This is a genomic window from Saonia sp. (assembly GCF_056326165.1).
The window spans coordinates 1-17,840 of record NZ_JBWFBN010000003.1; the positions used below are offsets into that span (position 1 = coordinate 1).

At 33.7% G+C, this 17,840-nt stretch carries 15 protein-coding genes; 14 read left to right on the plus strand and 1 reads right to left on the minus strand.

All coding sequences use genetic code 11. The annotated features are described in order from the left end of the window. The 11 genes from AC000W_RS03990 to AC000W_RS04040 all read left to right on the plus strand — a co-directional run. A partial coding sequence (locus AC000W_RS03990) for a CvfB family protein (protein WP_474746240.1) occupies positions 1-889 on the plus strand: 889 nt, incomplete at its 5' end. A gap of 122 nt (positions 890-1,011) precedes the next feature. Further along, entirely contained in the window at positions 1,012-1,614 is a 603-nt protein-coding gene (locus AC000W_RS03995; protein WP_474746242.1) for an SPOR domain-containing protein, read from the plus strand. A 2-nt stretch (positions 1,615-1,616) separates the two neighbouring features. Then, a complete protein-coding gene (menA, locus tag AC000W_RS04000) occupies positions 1,617-2,525 on the plus strand; it encodes a 1,4-dihydroxy-2-naphthoate octaprenyltransferase (RefSeq protein WP_474746244.1) in 909 nt (302 codons plus the stop codon). A 30-nt stretch (positions 2,526-2,555) separates the two neighbouring features. Continuing rightward, on the plus strand, positions 2,556-3,317 hold the full coding sequence (locus AC000W_RS04005) for a LytR/AlgR family response regulator transcription factor (protein WP_474746246.1): 762 nt from the start codon (positions 2,556-2,558) through the stop codon (positions 3,315-3,317). 402 nt (positions 3,318-3,719) lie between these two features. Beyond that, positions 3,720-5,690, plus strand: coding sequence for a sensor histidine kinase (locus AC000W_RS04010; protein WP_474746248.1), 1,971 nt, complete (start codon positions 3,720-3,722; stop codon positions 5,688-5,690). A 78-nt stretch (positions 5,691-5,768) separates the two neighbouring features. Then, a complete protein-coding gene (locus AC000W_RS04015; RefSeq protein WP_474746250.1) occupies positions 5,769-6,821 on the plus strand; it encodes an o-succinylbenzoate synthase in 1,053 nt (350 codons plus the stop codon). Further along, complete coding sequence (locus AC000W_RS04020; protein ID WP_474746252.1) at positions 6,812-7,774, plus strand: lysostaphin resistance A-like protein; 963 nt, start codon at positions 6,812-6,814, stop codon at positions 7,772-7,774. The genes AC000W_RS04015 and AC000W_RS04020 overlap by 10 nt, the downstream gene beginning before the upstream one ends. Next, positions 7,758-8,831 carry an AMP-binding protein gene (locus AC000W_RS04025; protein ID WP_474746253.1) on the plus strand — a complete coding sequence of 358 codons (1,074 nt, stop codon included), beginning with the start codon at positions 7,758-7,760 and terminating at the stop codon, positions 8,829-8,831. Before AC000W_RS04020 ends, AC000W_RS04025 begins: the two co-directional genes overlap by 17 nt. A 44-nt stretch (positions 8,832-8,875) precedes the next feature. Continuing rightward, positions 8,876-10,222: a M24 family metallopeptidase gene (locus tag AC000W_RS04030; RefSeq protein WP_474746255.1), complete on the plus strand. Its 1,347-nt coding sequence runs from the start codon at positions 8,876-8,878 to the stop codon at positions 10,220-10,222. 67 nt (positions 10,223-10,289) lie between these two features. Continuing rightward, positions 10,290-12,026 (plus strand): carboxypeptidase-like regulatory domain-containing protein, encoded by a 1,737-nt coding sequence (locus AC000W_RS04035; protein WP_474746257.1) that lies wholly within the window; start codon positions 10,290-10,292, stop codon positions 12,024-12,026. After that, positions 12,004-13,167, plus strand: a complete 1,164-nt coding sequence (locus AC000W_RS04040; protein WP_474746259.1) for a carboxypeptidase-like regulatory domain-containing protein — start codon at positions 12,004-12,006, stop codon at positions 13,165-13,167. Before AC000W_RS04035 ends, AC000W_RS04040 begins: the two co-directional genes overlap by 23 nt. A 5-nt stretch (positions 13,168-13,172) precedes the next feature. Here the strand turns inward: AC000W_RS04040 and AC000W_RS04045 are convergent, their stop codons facing one another. Beyond that, positions 13,173-14,798, minus strand: a complete 1,626-nt coding sequence (locus AC000W_RS04045) for an acyl-CoA carboxylase subunit beta (RefSeq protein WP_474746261.1) — start codon at positions 14,796-14,798, stop codon at positions 13,173-13,175. Between the two features lie 64 nt (positions 14,799-14,862). On the opposite strand from AC000W_RS04045, the gene AC000W_RS04050 reads away from it, so the two are divergent. The 3 genes from AC000W_RS04050 to ettA all read left to right on the plus strand — a co-directional run bounded on the left by AC000W_RS04050 (position 14,863) and on the right by ettA (position 17,835). Continuing rightward, positions 14,863-15,846: a Gfo/Idh/MocA family protein gene (locus tag AC000W_RS04050; RefSeq protein ID WP_474746263.1), complete on the plus strand. Its 984-nt coding sequence runs from the start codon at positions 14,863-14,865 to the stop codon at positions 15,844-15,846. Between the two features lie 70 nt (positions 15,847-15,916). Continuing rightward, positions 15,917-16,099 carry a CAL67264 family membrane protein gene (locus AC000W_RS04055; RefSeq protein ID WP_474746265.1) on the plus strand — a complete coding sequence of 61 codons (183 nt, stop codon included), beginning with the start codon at positions 15,917-15,919 and terminating at the stop codon, positions 16,097-16,099. A gap of 44 nt (positions 16,100-16,143) precedes the next feature. Next, positions 16,144-17,835, plus strand: a complete 1,692-nt coding sequence (gene ettA, locus AC000W_RS04060; RefSeq protein WP_474746267.1) for an energy-dependent translational throttle protein EttA — start codon at positions 16,144-16,146, stop codon at positions 17,833-17,835. Positions 17,836-17,840 lie beyond the last annotated feature (5 nt).

The window sequence follows — 17,840 nt, forward strand, 5'->3', positions numbered from 1 at the left end:
ATCCAAGGTTAAACAATACCTTTGCCACATGATAGAATTAGGAAACCATAACACTTTAAAAATTGTTAGGGACACAAGTGTTGGTCTGTTTTTAGAAGATAATGAAGGTACCGATATACTCTTGCCAAATAAATATGTACCAGAAACCTATGAAATAGATGATGAAATATCTGTTTTCTGTTATTTGGATTATGATGAAAGACCAATTGCCACTAATTTAAAACCATATATAATAAGAAACACCTTTGCGTTATTAAAAGTTGCTGAAGTTAACGATTATGGAGCGTTCATGGATTGGGGATTGGAAAAGCACCTTTTGGTTCCATTTAGTGAACAAAGGGATAAAATGAAACAAGGGCAGTGGTATGTTGTTTATTGTTATTTAGATGAAAAATCATTTCGATTGGTGGCATCCAATAAGTTAAACAAATTCATTAGCAATGAGAGTTTGACCATTGAACAGAATGAAGAAGTAGATATTATAATAACTAGAAAAACAGATTTAGGGTGGGAAGTTATTATAAATAATACTCATAAAGGATTAATTTTTTTGAATGATGTTTATAAGGAAATTGCTATTGGTGATAAAAGAAAAGGATATATAAAGAATATTCGCCCAGACAATAAGATAGATATTTCTTTAGAGCCAATAGGGTTTATGAGTTTAGAACCCACTGCCAATTTAATTTATGAAACAATAATTAAGAATGGAGGGTTTTTAAGCCTACATGATAAATCAGCCCCAGAAGAGATAAAAAGGCAATTACAAATAAGTAAAAAAGCATTTAAAAAAGGAATTGGTGTTTTGTATAAGGAAAGGAAAATTAAAATTGTTGAAAATGGAGTAGAGGTATTAAAATCAAGCGATTCTAGTGCTATCCAAAATTAATTGTTTGAAAATCAATCTTATATAAAGAATAATGTTGAGTAATAGTTTTAAAATTTAGAAAAATCACATATTTTTGTATATTACACTAGTTATTTTGATATGCCCCTAAAAATAAAGAACATATGCCATTTATTGAAGAAAGTGATTTGCTTGAATTACATAAAGATGTAGATAAGGCTCAAATTATAAACGAACGCCTTCTAGATCAGATTAAAATAAAAAACAAGGAGTTAAAGAAGAACAGAATTCAACGTAATGTTCTAGCTGGAATTACGGGACTTTTTTTAATAGCCACCATATTTGTATTTTCTTATACAGCCGGTGCCAGTAGATCAGGAACAATAGATGTTCAAAACAATAATTTATTGGTTTCTATAGATAGTTTGGATGCAATAAAAGCGAGAATAGATAATCTAAAAGAACAGAACGATGAACTTAGTTTGGTTAAGGAGTTTTATTTAGCCAAGAAGTTCTTAGAAAAAGAAAAAATCTATTCTGTACAGGTAAAATCCTTTGTAGATAACAACGTGACTCTTGCATCGGATGCACTTACAAACACACTTTTCGTAAAGACAAATCCATTTTATTCTTATTCTTTGGGTAATTTTGAAACATTGGACGAGGCTAGGTCTTTCCGATTTCAATTGGTGAAAATGGGCTTTAAAGATGCTTTTGTTGCCTCTTATCAGGATGGAAAAAGAGTAGCAATAGAAGATCCATATTAGTCTTGACAAAAATTAAGGCATGGCTTAATGCAGCCAGGTTAAGAACTCTCCCTCTTTCAATATCTGGTATTATAGTTGGTACTGCTATGGCCAGTATGTTCGAATATAAGAACATGCCATTGTTTGTATTAGCTATTCTAACCACAATTAGTTTCCAGATAACTTCAAACTTTGCCAATGATTATGGTGATGGTGTAAAGGGAACAGATAATGAGGACAGAATTGGCCCAAAAAGAGCGCTTCAAAGTGGAATTTTATCAAGGACGGAATTAAAAATAGGAATCATTATATCAATAATACTATGTTTGTTGTTGGTTTTTTTGGTTGTTTATACGGCATTTGGGATTAAGAATATTTGGTATCCGCTTATTTTTATTTTTCTTGGCATTGCCAGTATTTGGGCTGCAATTAAGTATACAGTAGGTGAGTCTGCCTATGGTTATAAAGGTTTGGGAGATGTTTTTGTTTTTTTGTTCTTTGGCTTACTAGCTGTATTAGGTTCCATGTTTCTTTATACCAAATTCCTTACTTTATATTCAATATTACCGGCTATTGTTATTGGGTTATTGAGTACAGCCGTATTGAACCTGAACAACCTTAGAGACTATGATTCTGATAAAAAAGCTGGAAAAGTGACCATTATTGTAAAAATGGGTTTTGCAAAAGGTATTATATATCATAATATATTGCTCATAATATCATTTATTAGTATGCTGTTGTTTATTATGCTAAATTATTCTAATTGGCAAAATATTCTGCCCTTAGCTGGTTTTCTTCCTATTTTTTTTCATTTAAAAAAAATCAATAAAATTAAAGACCCTGCCATGTTGGACCCAGAATTAAAGAAAGTGGCAATTAGCACCTTTTTTGTGGCCGTACTCTTTTACATTGCTTTTAATAAATTTTCGTAAATTTGATTATTAACACAAAACCAAGACATATTGGAAAGGCCTATTAGAATCTTGATTGTTGAAGACAATGTTATTATTGCAGATGACATGCAGTCTATGTTGGAAGAGATTGGATATGAGATTGTTGATAACGTAATTGTTTATGAACAAGCAGAAGAAGTTCTTAAAACTAAGGATGTTGATTTAGTGCTTATAGATATTATTCTTGCTTCAGATAAAACAGGAATAGATTTAGGTAAGCTAATTAGAAAAAAGTATAACATTCCCTTTATTTTTGTTACTTCTAACTCGGACAGGGCCACAGTTGAAAATGCCAAAACGGTTAAACCTAATGGATATCTGGTAAAACCATTTGAACAGCAAGACCTTTACACTTCAATAGAAATTGCACTTTCTAATTTTAATTATAATGATAAGCTTCAAAATAACGAAGGCTATAGAGAAGCTGATCAAGAAGAAAAATTAATGTCCAATGCTGTGCTTAAGGATTCTATCTTTGTTAAGAAACAACACTTGTACTACAGAATACAGTTTGAGGATATTCAGTTTATAAAAGCTGACAATGTGTATTTAGAGGTTAATACTGTAGATAAGAAGTTTTTGGTACGATCACCTTTAAAAGATTATTTGGAAAAACTTCCTCAGAATAAATTTTACAGAGCTCATAAATCTTATATTGTTAATGTAGATCATATTAATGCTATTAACTCCAAGGATATAATGATTAATAATCAGCTTATCCCAATTTCCAAAGATTTTAAAGAATTCATTATTTCCGCAATGAATTCTTAATTCAATTCTTACAAATATTATAGTTTTGTACTACATATTTTTATTGATATAATGTTAAAAATATCGATGAATGGTAAGTAAAAAAATTAAACCTATTTTTTACAACAAAAAAGAACACTTATACAACATATTTAGATTTTAAGTAAATGTTAGTGATACATTTGGGACATGAAAAGATAAACCCCAAATCTTATCATTTTTCATATAAATTCAAGAATAGGCTATGTTATTTAACATGGCCTATTTGTTTTTCTAATACTAGAAACACTGTACTTTTGTGTGTGTTATTGGTTCTACACAACACTTTAATTTTTGTTTACAACAAAAATTAATAAGTACTGTTTTATTGTATTAAGTTTGATTTAACAATAAATATGTAATTGATAAAATTACTTGCCTTAAATGACAACAAAGAAAACCGGTTGTAAAATAAGATATATCCTTATAGTCTTTTGCTTGACTTTTGGTTCTGTTTTTGCACAGGATACTTTGGTTTTAGAGGAAAGTTTATTGACTAAATTTCAAAATTCTGAAAATGCCAATGGGCGTTATTTTTTCTTTTTCGAGACACCAAATCGGTACAATGAGAATTCTGCATACGATTGGTTAGATAACGTAAATGTGTATTTAAATACTTCTGATAAAATAAAGGATTCCGTTGCGATTAGACAGTACAAATTAATCCAGTCCCAACTATACCATGATATTGGCTACTATGATAAAAGTATTGCCATTACAAAAGAGCTCTACATAGAAAAGGATAGGCTTAAAGATGAGATGAAAGAAAGATTGTTGAATATAATGGATGATGATTATTCACAATTGCAGCTATATGGAAAACAAGTAGAAATAAGAGAGGAAAAACGTAAGTTAGGATTTACATCCAAAGTAGCATTTTATGATATATACTCCAATTTAGGTCTGCATAGACAGGCTATGGAAGATTATATAATGGAAGTAAAAAAAGATATAAGTGAAGATGATCATTTTGCGATGGCAGCGTACAATAATAATATTGGAAATTATCTTCTTTTAGATAAATCAGCATCAGCAGCACTTACAAACTTAAAAAAGGCACAAAGTTATATTGATCTATACTTGATTGACATTACGGAGACAAAAACAGAGGAGGATATAAGTAAAGGGAACTTCTTGAAAGGAATTATAGATGGTAACATTGGAAAGTCCCATGTACAATTAAAGGAATACGAAGTGGCCATCCCTTTTTTAGAAACAAGCATTGAAACCATTAATGAGAATAATGAAGGAATATATTCTGCAGACGTTATAGAAAACACATTGAATTTAGTGGATTGCCATTTGCAATTAAAAAACTACAAACTGGCTAAAGAGCTTTTGGACAAAGATTTTAATGTTATAAATGTAGAACATGTTATTAAAAAGAACCGGTTATTGGCACTGTATTATGACATGGCCGAAGATTATAAAAATGCCTCTCTATACTTAAAGAGAAACGTTAAAATAAGAGACTCTGTTAATTTAAATAATACATCAATAAAAACACAACAACTAGCAGCTGTAGCCGAACAACAAGTGGCCATTTCTAGATTAATGATAGATGAACAAAAAGAGGAAATGGAGAAAACTAGAAATGAACTAGCTTCTAAGGATGAGAAAATGAGTCTAGTATTCATTTCTTTGATTTTTACCTTATTGGGTTTTGCCGGTTTGGTTTTTGCGTATTTAAAGAGTATTAAAAATCAACGATTAATTGCCAAGCAAAAGCATATTATTGAAAATTCTTTAGTAGAGAAAGATTCACTATTAAAAGAAATACACCACAGGGTTAAGAATAACCTTCAAATGGTCTCTAGCCTGTTAAGTTTACAAACAAAGAACACTAGGAGTAAAGCTGCAATAGAAGCTTTAGAAGAAGGGAAGAGCAGGGTAAAGGCTATGGCTTTAATCCATCAAAAACTGTATCAAAACGATGATTTGTCCGTTATAGAAATGCAAGGATATATTGAAAGCCTAATTAATAGTGTACAGTCTGTTTACAAAAAGGGAGGGCATAATATAAATATCACAATAGATGCTGAAGGTGTTGAACTTGATATCGATAGGGCAATTCCATTTGGGTTGATATTGAATGAATTGGTGTCCAACTCCTTTAAATATGCATTTCCTGATGGTGATGAAAATGGAAAAATATACATTCATCTTAGAAAGAATGATGAACAAGGTTACTTTGAGTATACAGATAATGGTATTGGACTTCCAGAAGATACAGATGAAAGAGCCAACTCATCTATGGGTATTCGCTTAATGAACCGTTTGGTAAACCAATTACAGTCTAATTTAAATATTGATAAAACTGCTGACGGAGTTCGATTTTGGTTTAACTTTAAGTAATACTAAACCCCATTAGTAATTGCTTTACAATATTTCTTCAAGAGCTTGGCTTAAAATTATCTAATTTTGACTTTAAGCATGATAGCCACCTTCACAAAACATATTCTTAATTTTAAAAACCCCAGTGGTACATCTAGAGGTGTGCTCACCCAAAAGGCAACTTGGTTTTTGATTGTTGAAAAAAACGAAAAACAAGGCATAGGTGAATGTGGTCTATTAAAAGGATTGAGCCATGATGATGTTCCAGAATATGAAGAAAAGTTAAGATGGGTATGTAACAACATTCATTTAGGTAAGAATTCTTTATTGACTGAGTTAAGAGAATTTCCCAGCATTCAGTTTGGAGTAGAACAAGCATTTATTTCTTTAGAGGTAGAAAATGTGTTTAAACTGTTCCCATCAGATTTTACTAATAAAGAAGCATCAATTCCTATTAATGGATTAATATGGATGGGAAATAAAGCATTTATGCAAGACCAAATCCAGAAAAAAATTTCAGAAGGCTTCTCTTGTATTAAAATGAAAATTGGTGCCATTGATTTTTCTACTGAAATCTCGTTGATAGAATCAATCAGAAAAAAGTACTCCAAAGAAGAAATTGAATTGCGTGTTGATGCTAATGGTGGCTTTAATTCAACCAACGCCTTAGAAAAATTAAAGATTTTATCAAACTATGATATTCATTCCATTGAACAACCTATTAAGCAGAGAAATGTGATGGAAATGAAAGAATTATGTGCCAAAACTCCATTACCTATTGCATTGGATGAAGAATTAATTGGGATTTTTGATTTAACAGAAAAAGAAAAGTTACTTCAAATAATAAGACCACAGTATATTATTTTGAAGCCAAGCTTAGTTGGAGGATTTAAAGGAAGTAGAGAATGGATAGATTTAGCAAATAAATATGGTATTGGTTGGTGGATAACAAGTGCTTTGGAAAGTAACATTGGTTTAAATGCTATTGCGCAGTGGACATATACGTTAAACAATAAATTACCCCAGGGTTTAGGGACAGGCAGTTTGTACACAAATAATTTTGATTCTCCTTTGACGATTGAAAAAGGAAGAATATATTACAAGACTAATAAAAATTGGAAAAATAATTTAATAAAAGGGTTATGTATATAGAGAAGGCATATAAAGGACTAAGTGATTCATGGAGATATGTTTTGGGATTTTTTTTAGTTTTTATTGTTTGGCAATTACTAGGTGGTATTCCATTGTTAGTGGCATTACTTTTAAAGTCAAACTCACTAGGTGGATTAACAGGCGATATGGGGCAAATGGCAGAGATTTTGGGAACAAATACATTCCTCTTTTTTATACTTTTATCCTTTGTAATAGGTCTTTTAGCCCTATTTGCTTTTGTAAAGTTTATTCATAGACAATCAATTAAGTATTTAACAACTTCTAGAAATAAGATTGATTGGAAACGGATATGGTTCACCTTTTTTTTATGGGCTGGAATATCAGTAGCTTTTATTTTGATAGATGTTTATTTGTCTCCAGAGAGTTATGAGTTTAATTTTAAAATAGGACCTTTTATTATTTTATCTATCATTGCTATTTTGATGATTCCCATACAGACTAGTATGGAAGAATATTTTATGAGAGGTTATATGATGCAAGGAATTGGTATTATGGCAGGAAATAGATGGGTTCCATTGGTTATTACATCTTCTCTTTTTGGTTTATTGCACATTTTTAACCCCGAGATAGGCAAGCTAGGCTATGGAGTTCTTGTATTTTATATAGGTACAGGTTTTTTCTTAGGTATTATAACACTCATGGATGAAGGATTGGAACTAGCTTTAGGCTTTCATGCAGCCAATAACCTTACTGCGGCACTTTTGGTGACCGCTGATTGGACAGCTTTTTCTACCGACTCTATATACAGGGATATTTCTGAACCAACATTGGGATGGGATATATTTATTCCAGTTTTGGTTGTTTACCCAATCCTACTATTTATCTTTTCAAAGAAATATGGGTGGACAAATTGGAAAGAAAGGCTTACTGGTAAAGTTCTAACAAAAGATGCTTTTGTTGCTCTTCAAGAGAAAAATGAAACAGTTGTATAACCTACATCCCAAATTTAAATTAAATGGGGCCTCTTTTACAACAAGTGAGTTAAAGGAATTTGCTTCCTGTCTAATAAATAAAGGAAAGGACTTTGAAATTTCTATTGGCAATTTCTTATTGGAATGGTTATCAACCAAACCAATTTTAGAAGTAAAAACTTCTGGCTCCACAGGAAAGCCAAAAATTATTGCGCTCAAAAAGGAACACATGATAAATTCCGCTCTTGCTACAGGTGTTTTTTTTAACCTTATAGCAGGAAACTCAGCATTGTTATGCTTAAATTCTGATTTTATCGCAGGTAAAATGATGCTCGTTAGAGCCATGACCTTAGGTCTGGAACTGGATTATGTGGAACCTACTTCTAATCCACTTAACCTAATTTCCAAAAAATATGATTTTGCGGCCATGGTTCCTTTACAGGTTGAAAGCTCAATAAAGAAGTTAAACCAAATAAAGACTTTGATAGTTGGGGGAGCTGCCATCCCCAAAATGTTAAAAGAAAAACTTGGGGGGATAGTCTTGCAAATTTTTGAAACTTATGGTATGACAGAGACCATTACCCATATTGCTGTTAGAAAAGTGGGTGTCGGTTCGAGCGGAATCGAGAACTATTTTAATCTACTTCCAAACATTTCAATTTCTCAAGATGAAAGAAATTGTTTGGTGATAAATGCGCCGATGATTTCAGAAAATCCTGTTTTTACGAATGATTTGGTAGACATTGTTTCTAATACTAAATTTAGATTGTTAGGAAGGTTTGATAATATTATTAATTCTGGAGGAGTAAAATTGATCCCAGAAGAAATTGAATCCAAACTAACAGGTATAATAAATAATAGATTTTTTATAACAAGTATTCCAGATGATAAGCTAGGTCAAAAATTGGTGCTAGTTATGGAGGGTACAGTAGATGAGATTTTAAAAAAAATAAAATCGTTACCAACACTAAATAAGTATGAAATCCCTAAAGAGGTATATTTTATAAAGAAGATAATAGAAACAAGTAGCGGAAAATTTGACCGAAAAAAATCACTCCAACAAGCATTAGGACAATGATTGACAGTTAGTTTTTTGTATTTTCATAAAACAAACAATGTCCTATGAAAAATATTACTTTCCTATTTTTATTTCTTGTTAGTTTTTCAATACATTCCCAACAGATTTTATCCGAAAAAAATCGCGCTATAGTTGTAGACGAAATCCTCGCTGACCGTTTCAATAATCTACTTCCTAATCTAATGGATACCGCCGATATTGATATGTGGATCCTAATTTCTAGGGAGTATAATGAAGACCCAGTCTTAAGAACTATGCTTCCTTCCACATGGCTAAATGCCCGTAGAAGAACCATTTTACTTTTTTATAGGGATAAAGCAAAGAACAGTTTAGATAAGTTAGCTGTAGCTCGTTATAATGTGGGTGATAATATTGAATCTGCCTGGGACAAAGAGAAGGAGCCTAATCAATGGAAACGTTTGATGCAGTTGATAGAAGAAAGAAATCCGTCTAAAATAGGATTAAACTATTCTAAAGACCACAACATTGCAGATGGATTAGACAAAACAGATTATGATGAATTCATGTATAATCTGCCAAAAAAGTACCGTACCAAAGTTGTCTCGGCAGAGCAATTGGCTGTAAGGTGGATAGAAACCAGAACTGAACGCGAAATGGTCATTTACAATCAATTGGTAGATATTACTCATGACATAATTGCTGAAGCATTTTCTGAAAAGGTCATTACTCCGGGGATTACCACAACCAATGATGTAGAATGGTGGATGCGACAAAAAGTGACAGATTTGGGGTTGGAAACATGGTTTCACCCAACGGTGGATATTCAGAGAACCAGTGAAGAGTTGGTAGGACATTTGTATTCCTTTTCAGGTCGGCCAGATGACCAAGTAATTTTACCTGGAAATTTGTTGCATTGTGATTTTGGAATAACCTACCTAAGACTCAATACAGATTGCCAGGAATTGGCCTATGTGTTAAAACCCAATGAAAAAGTGGCCCCGGACTATTTGGTAAGTGCATTAAAAGATGGCAACAAGGTTCAAGATTTCTTAACCAAAAACATGGTAGCTGGGAGGACCGGAAAAGAGATTTTAGCAAAATCACTGCAAGATGCCATAAATGAGGGGTTAAAACCAGCGGTTTATACACATCCCTTGGGAATGTACGGGCATTCTGCCGGCACTACTATTGGTATGTGGGATTCCCAGGGAGGAGTTATGAAAGATGATGGGGAAAACTATCCATTAAACCCAAATACAGTCTATGCCATTGAGCTTAATACCACTGTTAACATACCCGAGTGGAAAAGGGACATTAGAATAATGTTGGAAGAAGCAGGGTTTTATGGAAAAAATGGTTTTAGATATGTAAATGGAAGACAGACCGAATTGCTTTTGATACCAAGGGTAAAAATTCATCAGGGTAATTGATAAATATCTAATATACAATACAGTATATAGTTTTTTTTGTAACTTAATGACGAAAAAAATACTTACTATGAAAAATATACTCCTTTTTTTATTATTTATTACATCTTTTTGTTTTGGTCAAGATGTAAAAAAGGTCTTTGGAAAAGTATCGGATGGGAAAAACCCTATGGAAAATGTAAACGTATCCGTTTTGGGTAAAGAAAACACTACTGTTACCGATGCTGGGGGCAACTACGAAATTCAAATAGAAACCGGGGACAAGTTACAGTTTTCCTATACGGGCATGCGGACGATTACCATAAAGATTGAGGATGTAACCCGTATCCTTAATCCTATAATGATACCAGATGTAACCGAATTGGATGAGGTCGTGGTACAAAACAGTAAAAGACGTTCGCAAAAGGATTTGGAAGAAGACTATCCTATTAATAATGATATTATTAGGACAGCATATGGGTTCATTGACGCTAAAAAATCGCCAGGTCATGTTCGATTTTTACACGAAGAAGACATTAATTCGGTAAATCTTTGCATTCTTGATTTATTACGCTCAGAATTTTCTGGTGTAAGAGTCAACGGTAATTGTTCTAATGGTGGAAGTATAAATATACGTGGAATAAGTTCGGTAACTCAACCAAGAGCTGCAATTTTTGATGTAGATGGTCAGATTTTTACTGACTCTCCAATATGGTTAGATGTTAACAACTTTAAGCGAATTGCAATTTTAAGTGATTTAGGTTCTACTGCAAGATATGGTAATATTGCTGCTGGAGGAGTTGTTGTTATTAATACCATAAACGGTAACCCGCAACTAAATAGAATAGTTGACCAAGCCCTTTTAAAAAATAATTATGTAAAGGGTCCTATTTTGACCAAAGGAGAGGTTATTAAAAATATGCCTGCCTATCAACAAGAATTAGTTGGTAGCACTAGTTTGGACAAAGCAAAGGAAGTGTACAATGCTTATAGGAGCAGTTATGCCAATTCCCCTTATTTTTTTATTGACTCCTATCAATATTTTGTGGATGCATGGAACGCGGTCAACTATGCGGATGATATCATAAAGGAAAATTATGCTCTTTTCAATAACAACCCTGTGTATTTAAAGGCTTTGGCCTACACTTATGAGGAGCAGGGACGTTATGCAATGGCCAACCAGACCTATAAGGACATTTTTATATTACGACCAAACTATGCCCAAAGCTATTTGGACATGGCAACAAGTTATCGTAATTTAAATAGGGCCAAGCAAGCCGCTTCTATGTATGCACGTTACGATTATTTATTGAAAGAGGGTTTCATGGAAGTAGATACTGTTGGTTTTGGGCCTATTATGCAAAGGGAGTATAATAATTTACTTATGTTGGACAGGGAGGTAGTTGTTAAGGGACATAAAGCTAGGACTCTCTATGTGGCAGAAGAAGACTTTAGGGGCACACGCTTGGTTTTTGAGTGGAACGATGGTGAAGCTGAATTTGATATGCAGTTTGTGAACCCCAAAAACCAATACTATACTTGGAAGCATAGTTTGTTTGATAATCCTGAAGAAATAGAAAGAGAAAAAGAGTTTGGCTATAATGTAAAAGAATATTTGGTGGATGGTTCCCTACCAGGAACATGGAGTGTGAATATTAACTACTTAGGCAATAAAAGCCTTATGCCCACCTATTTAAAGGCAACGATTTACCGCAATTATGGTAGTGCTTCACAAAGCAAGGAGACCAAGGTTTTTAAACTTATGCTAAAGAATGTAAACCAGGAATTGTTTAAAATTAATGTTAATGCTAGGAATTTGGCCAAATAAAGTTCATCAGAAATTGTATTTATCAATACTCTTTCTCTTTTTTTTGAACACTTTAATTGGACAAAGGGACTACAAAGGTAAAATTGTCAACTCCAAAACCAATGAACCCATTCCATATGTTAATGTGGGAATTCTTGAGACTGCTATGGGTACGGTAAGTGATGAAGAAGGTCTTTTTCATCTTTTTTGGGATTATGATAAAATAAGCAAGGATTCCCAAATTCTTTTTTCTTCTTTAGGATATGAGACACTTTATATTCCTGTTTCAGATATTAAAATGGTCTTTGATGATTATCCAATTATTACATTAAACCCAATTAATTTGAAATTGGATGAAGTGGTTGTATCTGATTTTAAAGGGCGTTTTGTGAAAAGTAATGTTGGTTACAGGAATTATGGAGAAAAACATTATGGGTACTGGAAGGACAATATTGCTAAAGGAGGAGAATTGGCAACAAGAATAAAAGTAAAGAAAGGCCTAAGGAGATTAAATCAATTTGAGTTTGAGGTTTGGCACAATCCAAGCGATAGCTTGTTGGTAAGGGTAAATATTTATGATTACAAAGATGATTTTGGACACACCTTCAAAAACTTGAATTCATCTGGAAAAAATATCTTGTGTATGGTCAAGAAGAATGATAGAATGGTTAAAGTTGATCTTATCCCTTATGATATTTATGTAAAAAAGGATTTTATTGTTTCTTTGGAGCTATTGGAAGTATATGGAAAAGAAGAACTTGGGTTGGTATTGGCTGCATCTTCAAATGGTTATAGTTCGTATAGAAAATATGCAAGTCAAGACAAATGGGAACATTTATCGAATTTCAATATGGCTTATTATATTGAGTCAGAGCTAATGGTGTCGGAAAAAGAGGCACAAAGAGTTGAACGAAAGTCTTTTAAAGAAAAAGAAAAACTTCACACCCTTTCTGGCTATGTATTCATGAGAGGTAAAATGATTCCAAATGTTTCCATTTTTAACCATTCTAATAAGGAAATGGTTTTATCAGATGAAAAAGGACATTATGTTATACCTGTTCAGGATAAAGATATACTTACTTTTTCAAAAGAGGGGTTAAAAGATTTTCATATAAGGGTTGAGGACAAAATTACCCAAAACATTATCATGAAAGTAAAATAATATGCCTATACCTGTAAAACCCCCATATTAAAAGGTTTTTCAATGGGAGCATGATTGGCAGCTTCCATACCCATTGAAATCCATTTTCGGGTTTCCAAAGGGTCTATGATAGCATCTGTCCATAAGCGAGCAGCTGCATAATATGGTGAGACTTGTTCGTCGTACCTACTTTTTATTTTGTCAAACAACTCCGCCTCTTTTTTAGGTGTAATTTTTTCTCCTTTCTTTTCTAAAGATGCTTTTTCAATCTGTAACAATACCTTGGCTGCTGAATTACCGCTCATAACAGCCAGTTCTGCACTGGGCCATGCAACTATGAATCTAGGATCATAGGCCTTGCCGCACATGGCGTAATTACCTGCACCATAACTGTTGCCTATTACAACCGTAAATTTTGGCACCACAGAGTTTGCCACAGCATTCACCATTTTGGCACCATCTTTTATAATACCGCCCTGCTCACTTTTACTGCCCACCATAAACCCTGTAACATCCTGTAAAAAGACTAATGGAATCTTTTTTTGGTTGCAATTAGCAATAAAACGGGTTGCTTTATCAGCAGAGTCCGAATAAATAACCCCTCCAAATTGCATTTCTCCTTTACCATTTTTTACAACTTTTCTCTGGTTGGCTACAATGCCAACTGCCCAACCATCAATCCTTGCATAACCAGTTAGAATGGTTTTCCCATATTCTTCTTTGTATTGTTCAAACTCAGAATTGTCTACCAAACGTTTTATGATTTCTAGCATATCATATTGGTCCGCCCTCGATGCTGGAACAATTCCATATATATCTTCTGGATTCTCTGTAGGTTTTATAGGCTTTATTCTATTGTACCCAGCTTTATCAAAATCACCAATTTTACCTAGTATGTTTTTAATGGTGTCCAAGGCATTTTTATCATCCTTGGATTTATAATCTATCACACCGCTGATTTCAGAATGTGTGGTAGCCCCTCCAAGTGTTTCATTATCTATATTTTCACCAATGGCAGCTTTAACCAAATAACTACCTGCTAAAAAAATGCTTCCTGTTTTATCTACAATCAATGCCTCATCACTCATAATGGGAAGGTAGGCGCCTCCAGCTACACAACTACCCATAACAGCTGCAATCTGAGTAATGCCCATACTGCTCATAACTGCATTGTTTCTAAAAATGCGCCCAAAATGTTCTTTGTCTGGGAAAATCTCATCCTGTAATGGCAAATAAACTCCAGCACTATCCACAAGATAAATAATGGGAAGCCTATTTTCTATAGCAATTTCTTGTGCTCTTAAATTTTTTTTCCCAGTAATGGGAAACCAAGCTCCAGCTTTGACGGTTGCATCATTTGCTACAACTACACATTGTTTTCCTTGAACATAACCAACTTTCACAACAACGCCTCCAGATGGGCAACCACCATGCTCAGCATACATTCCATTTCCAGCAAACGCTCCAATTTCTATACTATCTTTGGTGTCCAAAAGATAATCAATACGCTCTCTCGCTGTCATTTTTCGTTGGGCATGCAGTTTTTCTATTCGTTGCTTTCCACCTCCTAATTTCACCTTAGCAAGCTGTTTTTTTAACTCAGAAACAAGTAGTTTGTTATGGTCTTCATTTATGTTGAAGTTGATGTCCATTCTTATAAAATTCTTTAATAATGCTAAAGATATTGATTAACTTTGAGAAAACTGAAGAACAAAAATGAAAGAAAAAATACGATGGGGTATTATTGGTCTTGGCGGAATTGCTAGAAAGTTCGCTGATGACCTAAAATTGGTTCCTGACGGAGAGTTAGCCGCAGTTGCATCAAGAAGTTTGGATAAGGCCAATACTTTTGCAGAAGAATACGGTGTTAAAAATGCATTTGGCAGTTATGATGAGTTGTTTAAATTCTCTGATGTTGACGTCTTATACATTGCAACTCCTCATGATTCACATGCCAAATTAAGCATTACTGCAATGCAAAATGGCAAACATGTTTTATGTGAAAAGCCAGTAGCTGTAAATCGAAAAGATGCGGAAAGAATGATAGAAGCTTCAAAAGAGAACAAAGTGTTTTTTATGGAAGCCATGTGGAGTCGATTTAATCCATCAATAAAAAAAGTAAAAGAACTTGTTGATAATGGTGAAATTGGGAATGTGAATTATGTGAATGCAGATTTCACCTATTATGGTCTGGATAGAGATGTTGAAGGCCGAATTTTGAACCCAATGTTAGCAGGGGGCTCTATTTTGGATATAGGTATATATCCCATTTTTCTTGCCTATTTATTTTTAGGAAAGCCCAATAAAATTATAGCGGAATCAAACTTCTTTAAGACTGGAGTGGAAATACAAACATCAATGATTTTCACCTATGACAATGCACAAGCAATTCTCCATAGCGGTTTTGCTTCGGATTTAGAGGTAAAAGGAAAAATTGCTGGCAGTAAGGCATCTCTAGTTTTGCGCCCAATGTGGCATATGGCTCAAGGATATTCAATTGAAAAAGGAGGTGCTGTCCAAAATTTTGATTTACCATCTTTAGGAATGGGTTATACACATGAAATTATTGAAGTCCATGATTGCCTAAGAGGAGGGAAAACAGAGAGTGATTTATGGTCGCACCAGAATAGTTTGGACCTTATGGAATTAATGGATGAAGTTAGAAGACAAGTAGGAGTGGTTTTTCCATTTGAAAACTAAAACCTTATGTTTTTTAGGGTATTCCCTTAAATTTACGATATTTGACGGTTACAACTAAACTAAACTAAATATGGGAATGAACAAAAACACAGTGCTTGCATGGGCTACATTTATTATGATAGTTGTTGGAGTAGCTTTGATTGCTCTTGGAGCTTTTAGATATGATGATGTTGCCGGATGGGGATTTGCCGCTGTAGGAATAGGGTTTTTTGCAATCGCCTGGGTATTTAATGCTTTAAAAGGAAGAGTTTAATATTAATAATCTCTTTTTTAATCCAAAATTTAATTTTTTAATTTATGTCTGACGATAAGAAAGTCATTTTCTCCATGTCTGGGGTTACTAAAACATATAAAACTGCTAACACCCCAGTTTTAAAGAATATTTATTTAAGTTTCTTTTATGGTGCTAAAATCGGAATCTTAGGACTTAATGGTTCCGGTAAATCCACACTATTAAAAATCATTGCTGGTATAGATAAAAATTTCCAAGGCGATGTTGTTTTCTCACCAGGATACAATGTTGGCTATTTAGAGCAAGAACCTCAATTGGATGAAAGCAAAACAGTTTTGGAAATTGTAAAAGAAGGAGTTGCCGAGACTGTGGCAATTCTAGATGAATACAACAAGATAAATGATATGTTCGGTTTGCCCGAAGTCTATGAAGATGCGGATAAGATGCAGAAACTTATGGACAAGCAAGCTGAACTTCAAGATAAGATTGATGCGTCTAATGCTTGGGAGTTGGATACAAAATTGGAGATTGCCATGGATGCGCTTCGCACACCAGATTCTGACAAGAAAATTGCTGTGCTTTCTGGAGGTGAAAGAAGACGAGTAGCTCTTTGTAGATTATTATTACAAGAGCCTGAAATATTACTTCTGGATGAACCAACTAACCACTTGGATGCTGAATCTGTGCATTGGTTAGAGCATCATTTAGCACAATATAAAGGTACTGTTATCGCAGTAACACACGATAGGTACTTTCTTGATAATGTTGCAGGTTGGATATTAGAACTGGATAGGGGAGAAGGCATCCCATGGAAAGGAAATTATTCCAGTTGGTTAGACCAAAAATCCAAAAGGTTGGCTCAAGAAAACAAACAGGCATCTAAAAGACAAAAAACTTTGGAAAGAGAATTGGAATGGGTACGCCAAGGAGCCAAAGGAAGACAAACCAAGCAAAAGGCACGTCTTAAGAACTATGACAAATTAATGAGCCAGGACCAGAAACAATTGGATGATAAATTAGAAATCTATATTCCTAATGGACCGCGTTTGGGTACTAATGTTATTGAAGCCAATGGAATCAGCAAAGGCTATGACGATAAACTTTTGTATGAAGATTTAAATTTTAATCTACCTCAAGCTGGTATTGTAGGTATTATTGGTCCTAACGGAGCTGGTAAAACTACTATTTTTAGAATGATAATGGGTGAAGAAACTGCTGATAAGGGAGAATTTTTAGTAGGCGATACTGCCAAGATTGCGTATGTGGATCAAAGTCATTCTAACATAGATCCAGAGAAAACTATATGGCAAAATTTTAGTGATGAGCAAGAGCTTATTATGATGGGAGGAAGACAAGTTAATTCCAGAGCTTATTTAAGTAGATTCAATTTTTCTGGGAGTGAGCAAAATAAGAAGGTAAGTATGCTTTCAGGTGGTGAGCGTAACCGACTTCATTTGGCAATGACCTTAAAAGAAGAAGGTAATGTATTACTTTTAGATGAACCAACTAATGATTTGGATGTAAATACATTACGCGCATTGGAAGAAGGTCTTGAAAACTTTGCAGGTTGTGCAGTGGTTATTTCTCACGACAGATGGTTTTTAGATAGAATTTGTACACATATACTTGCCTTTGAGGGTGATTCTCAAGTATATTTCTTTGAAGGTTCTTTCTCTGATTATGAGGAAAATAAGAAGAAACGACTGGGTGGAGATTTAATACCTAAGCGAATAAAATACAAGAAATTGATAAGGTGAAAAAA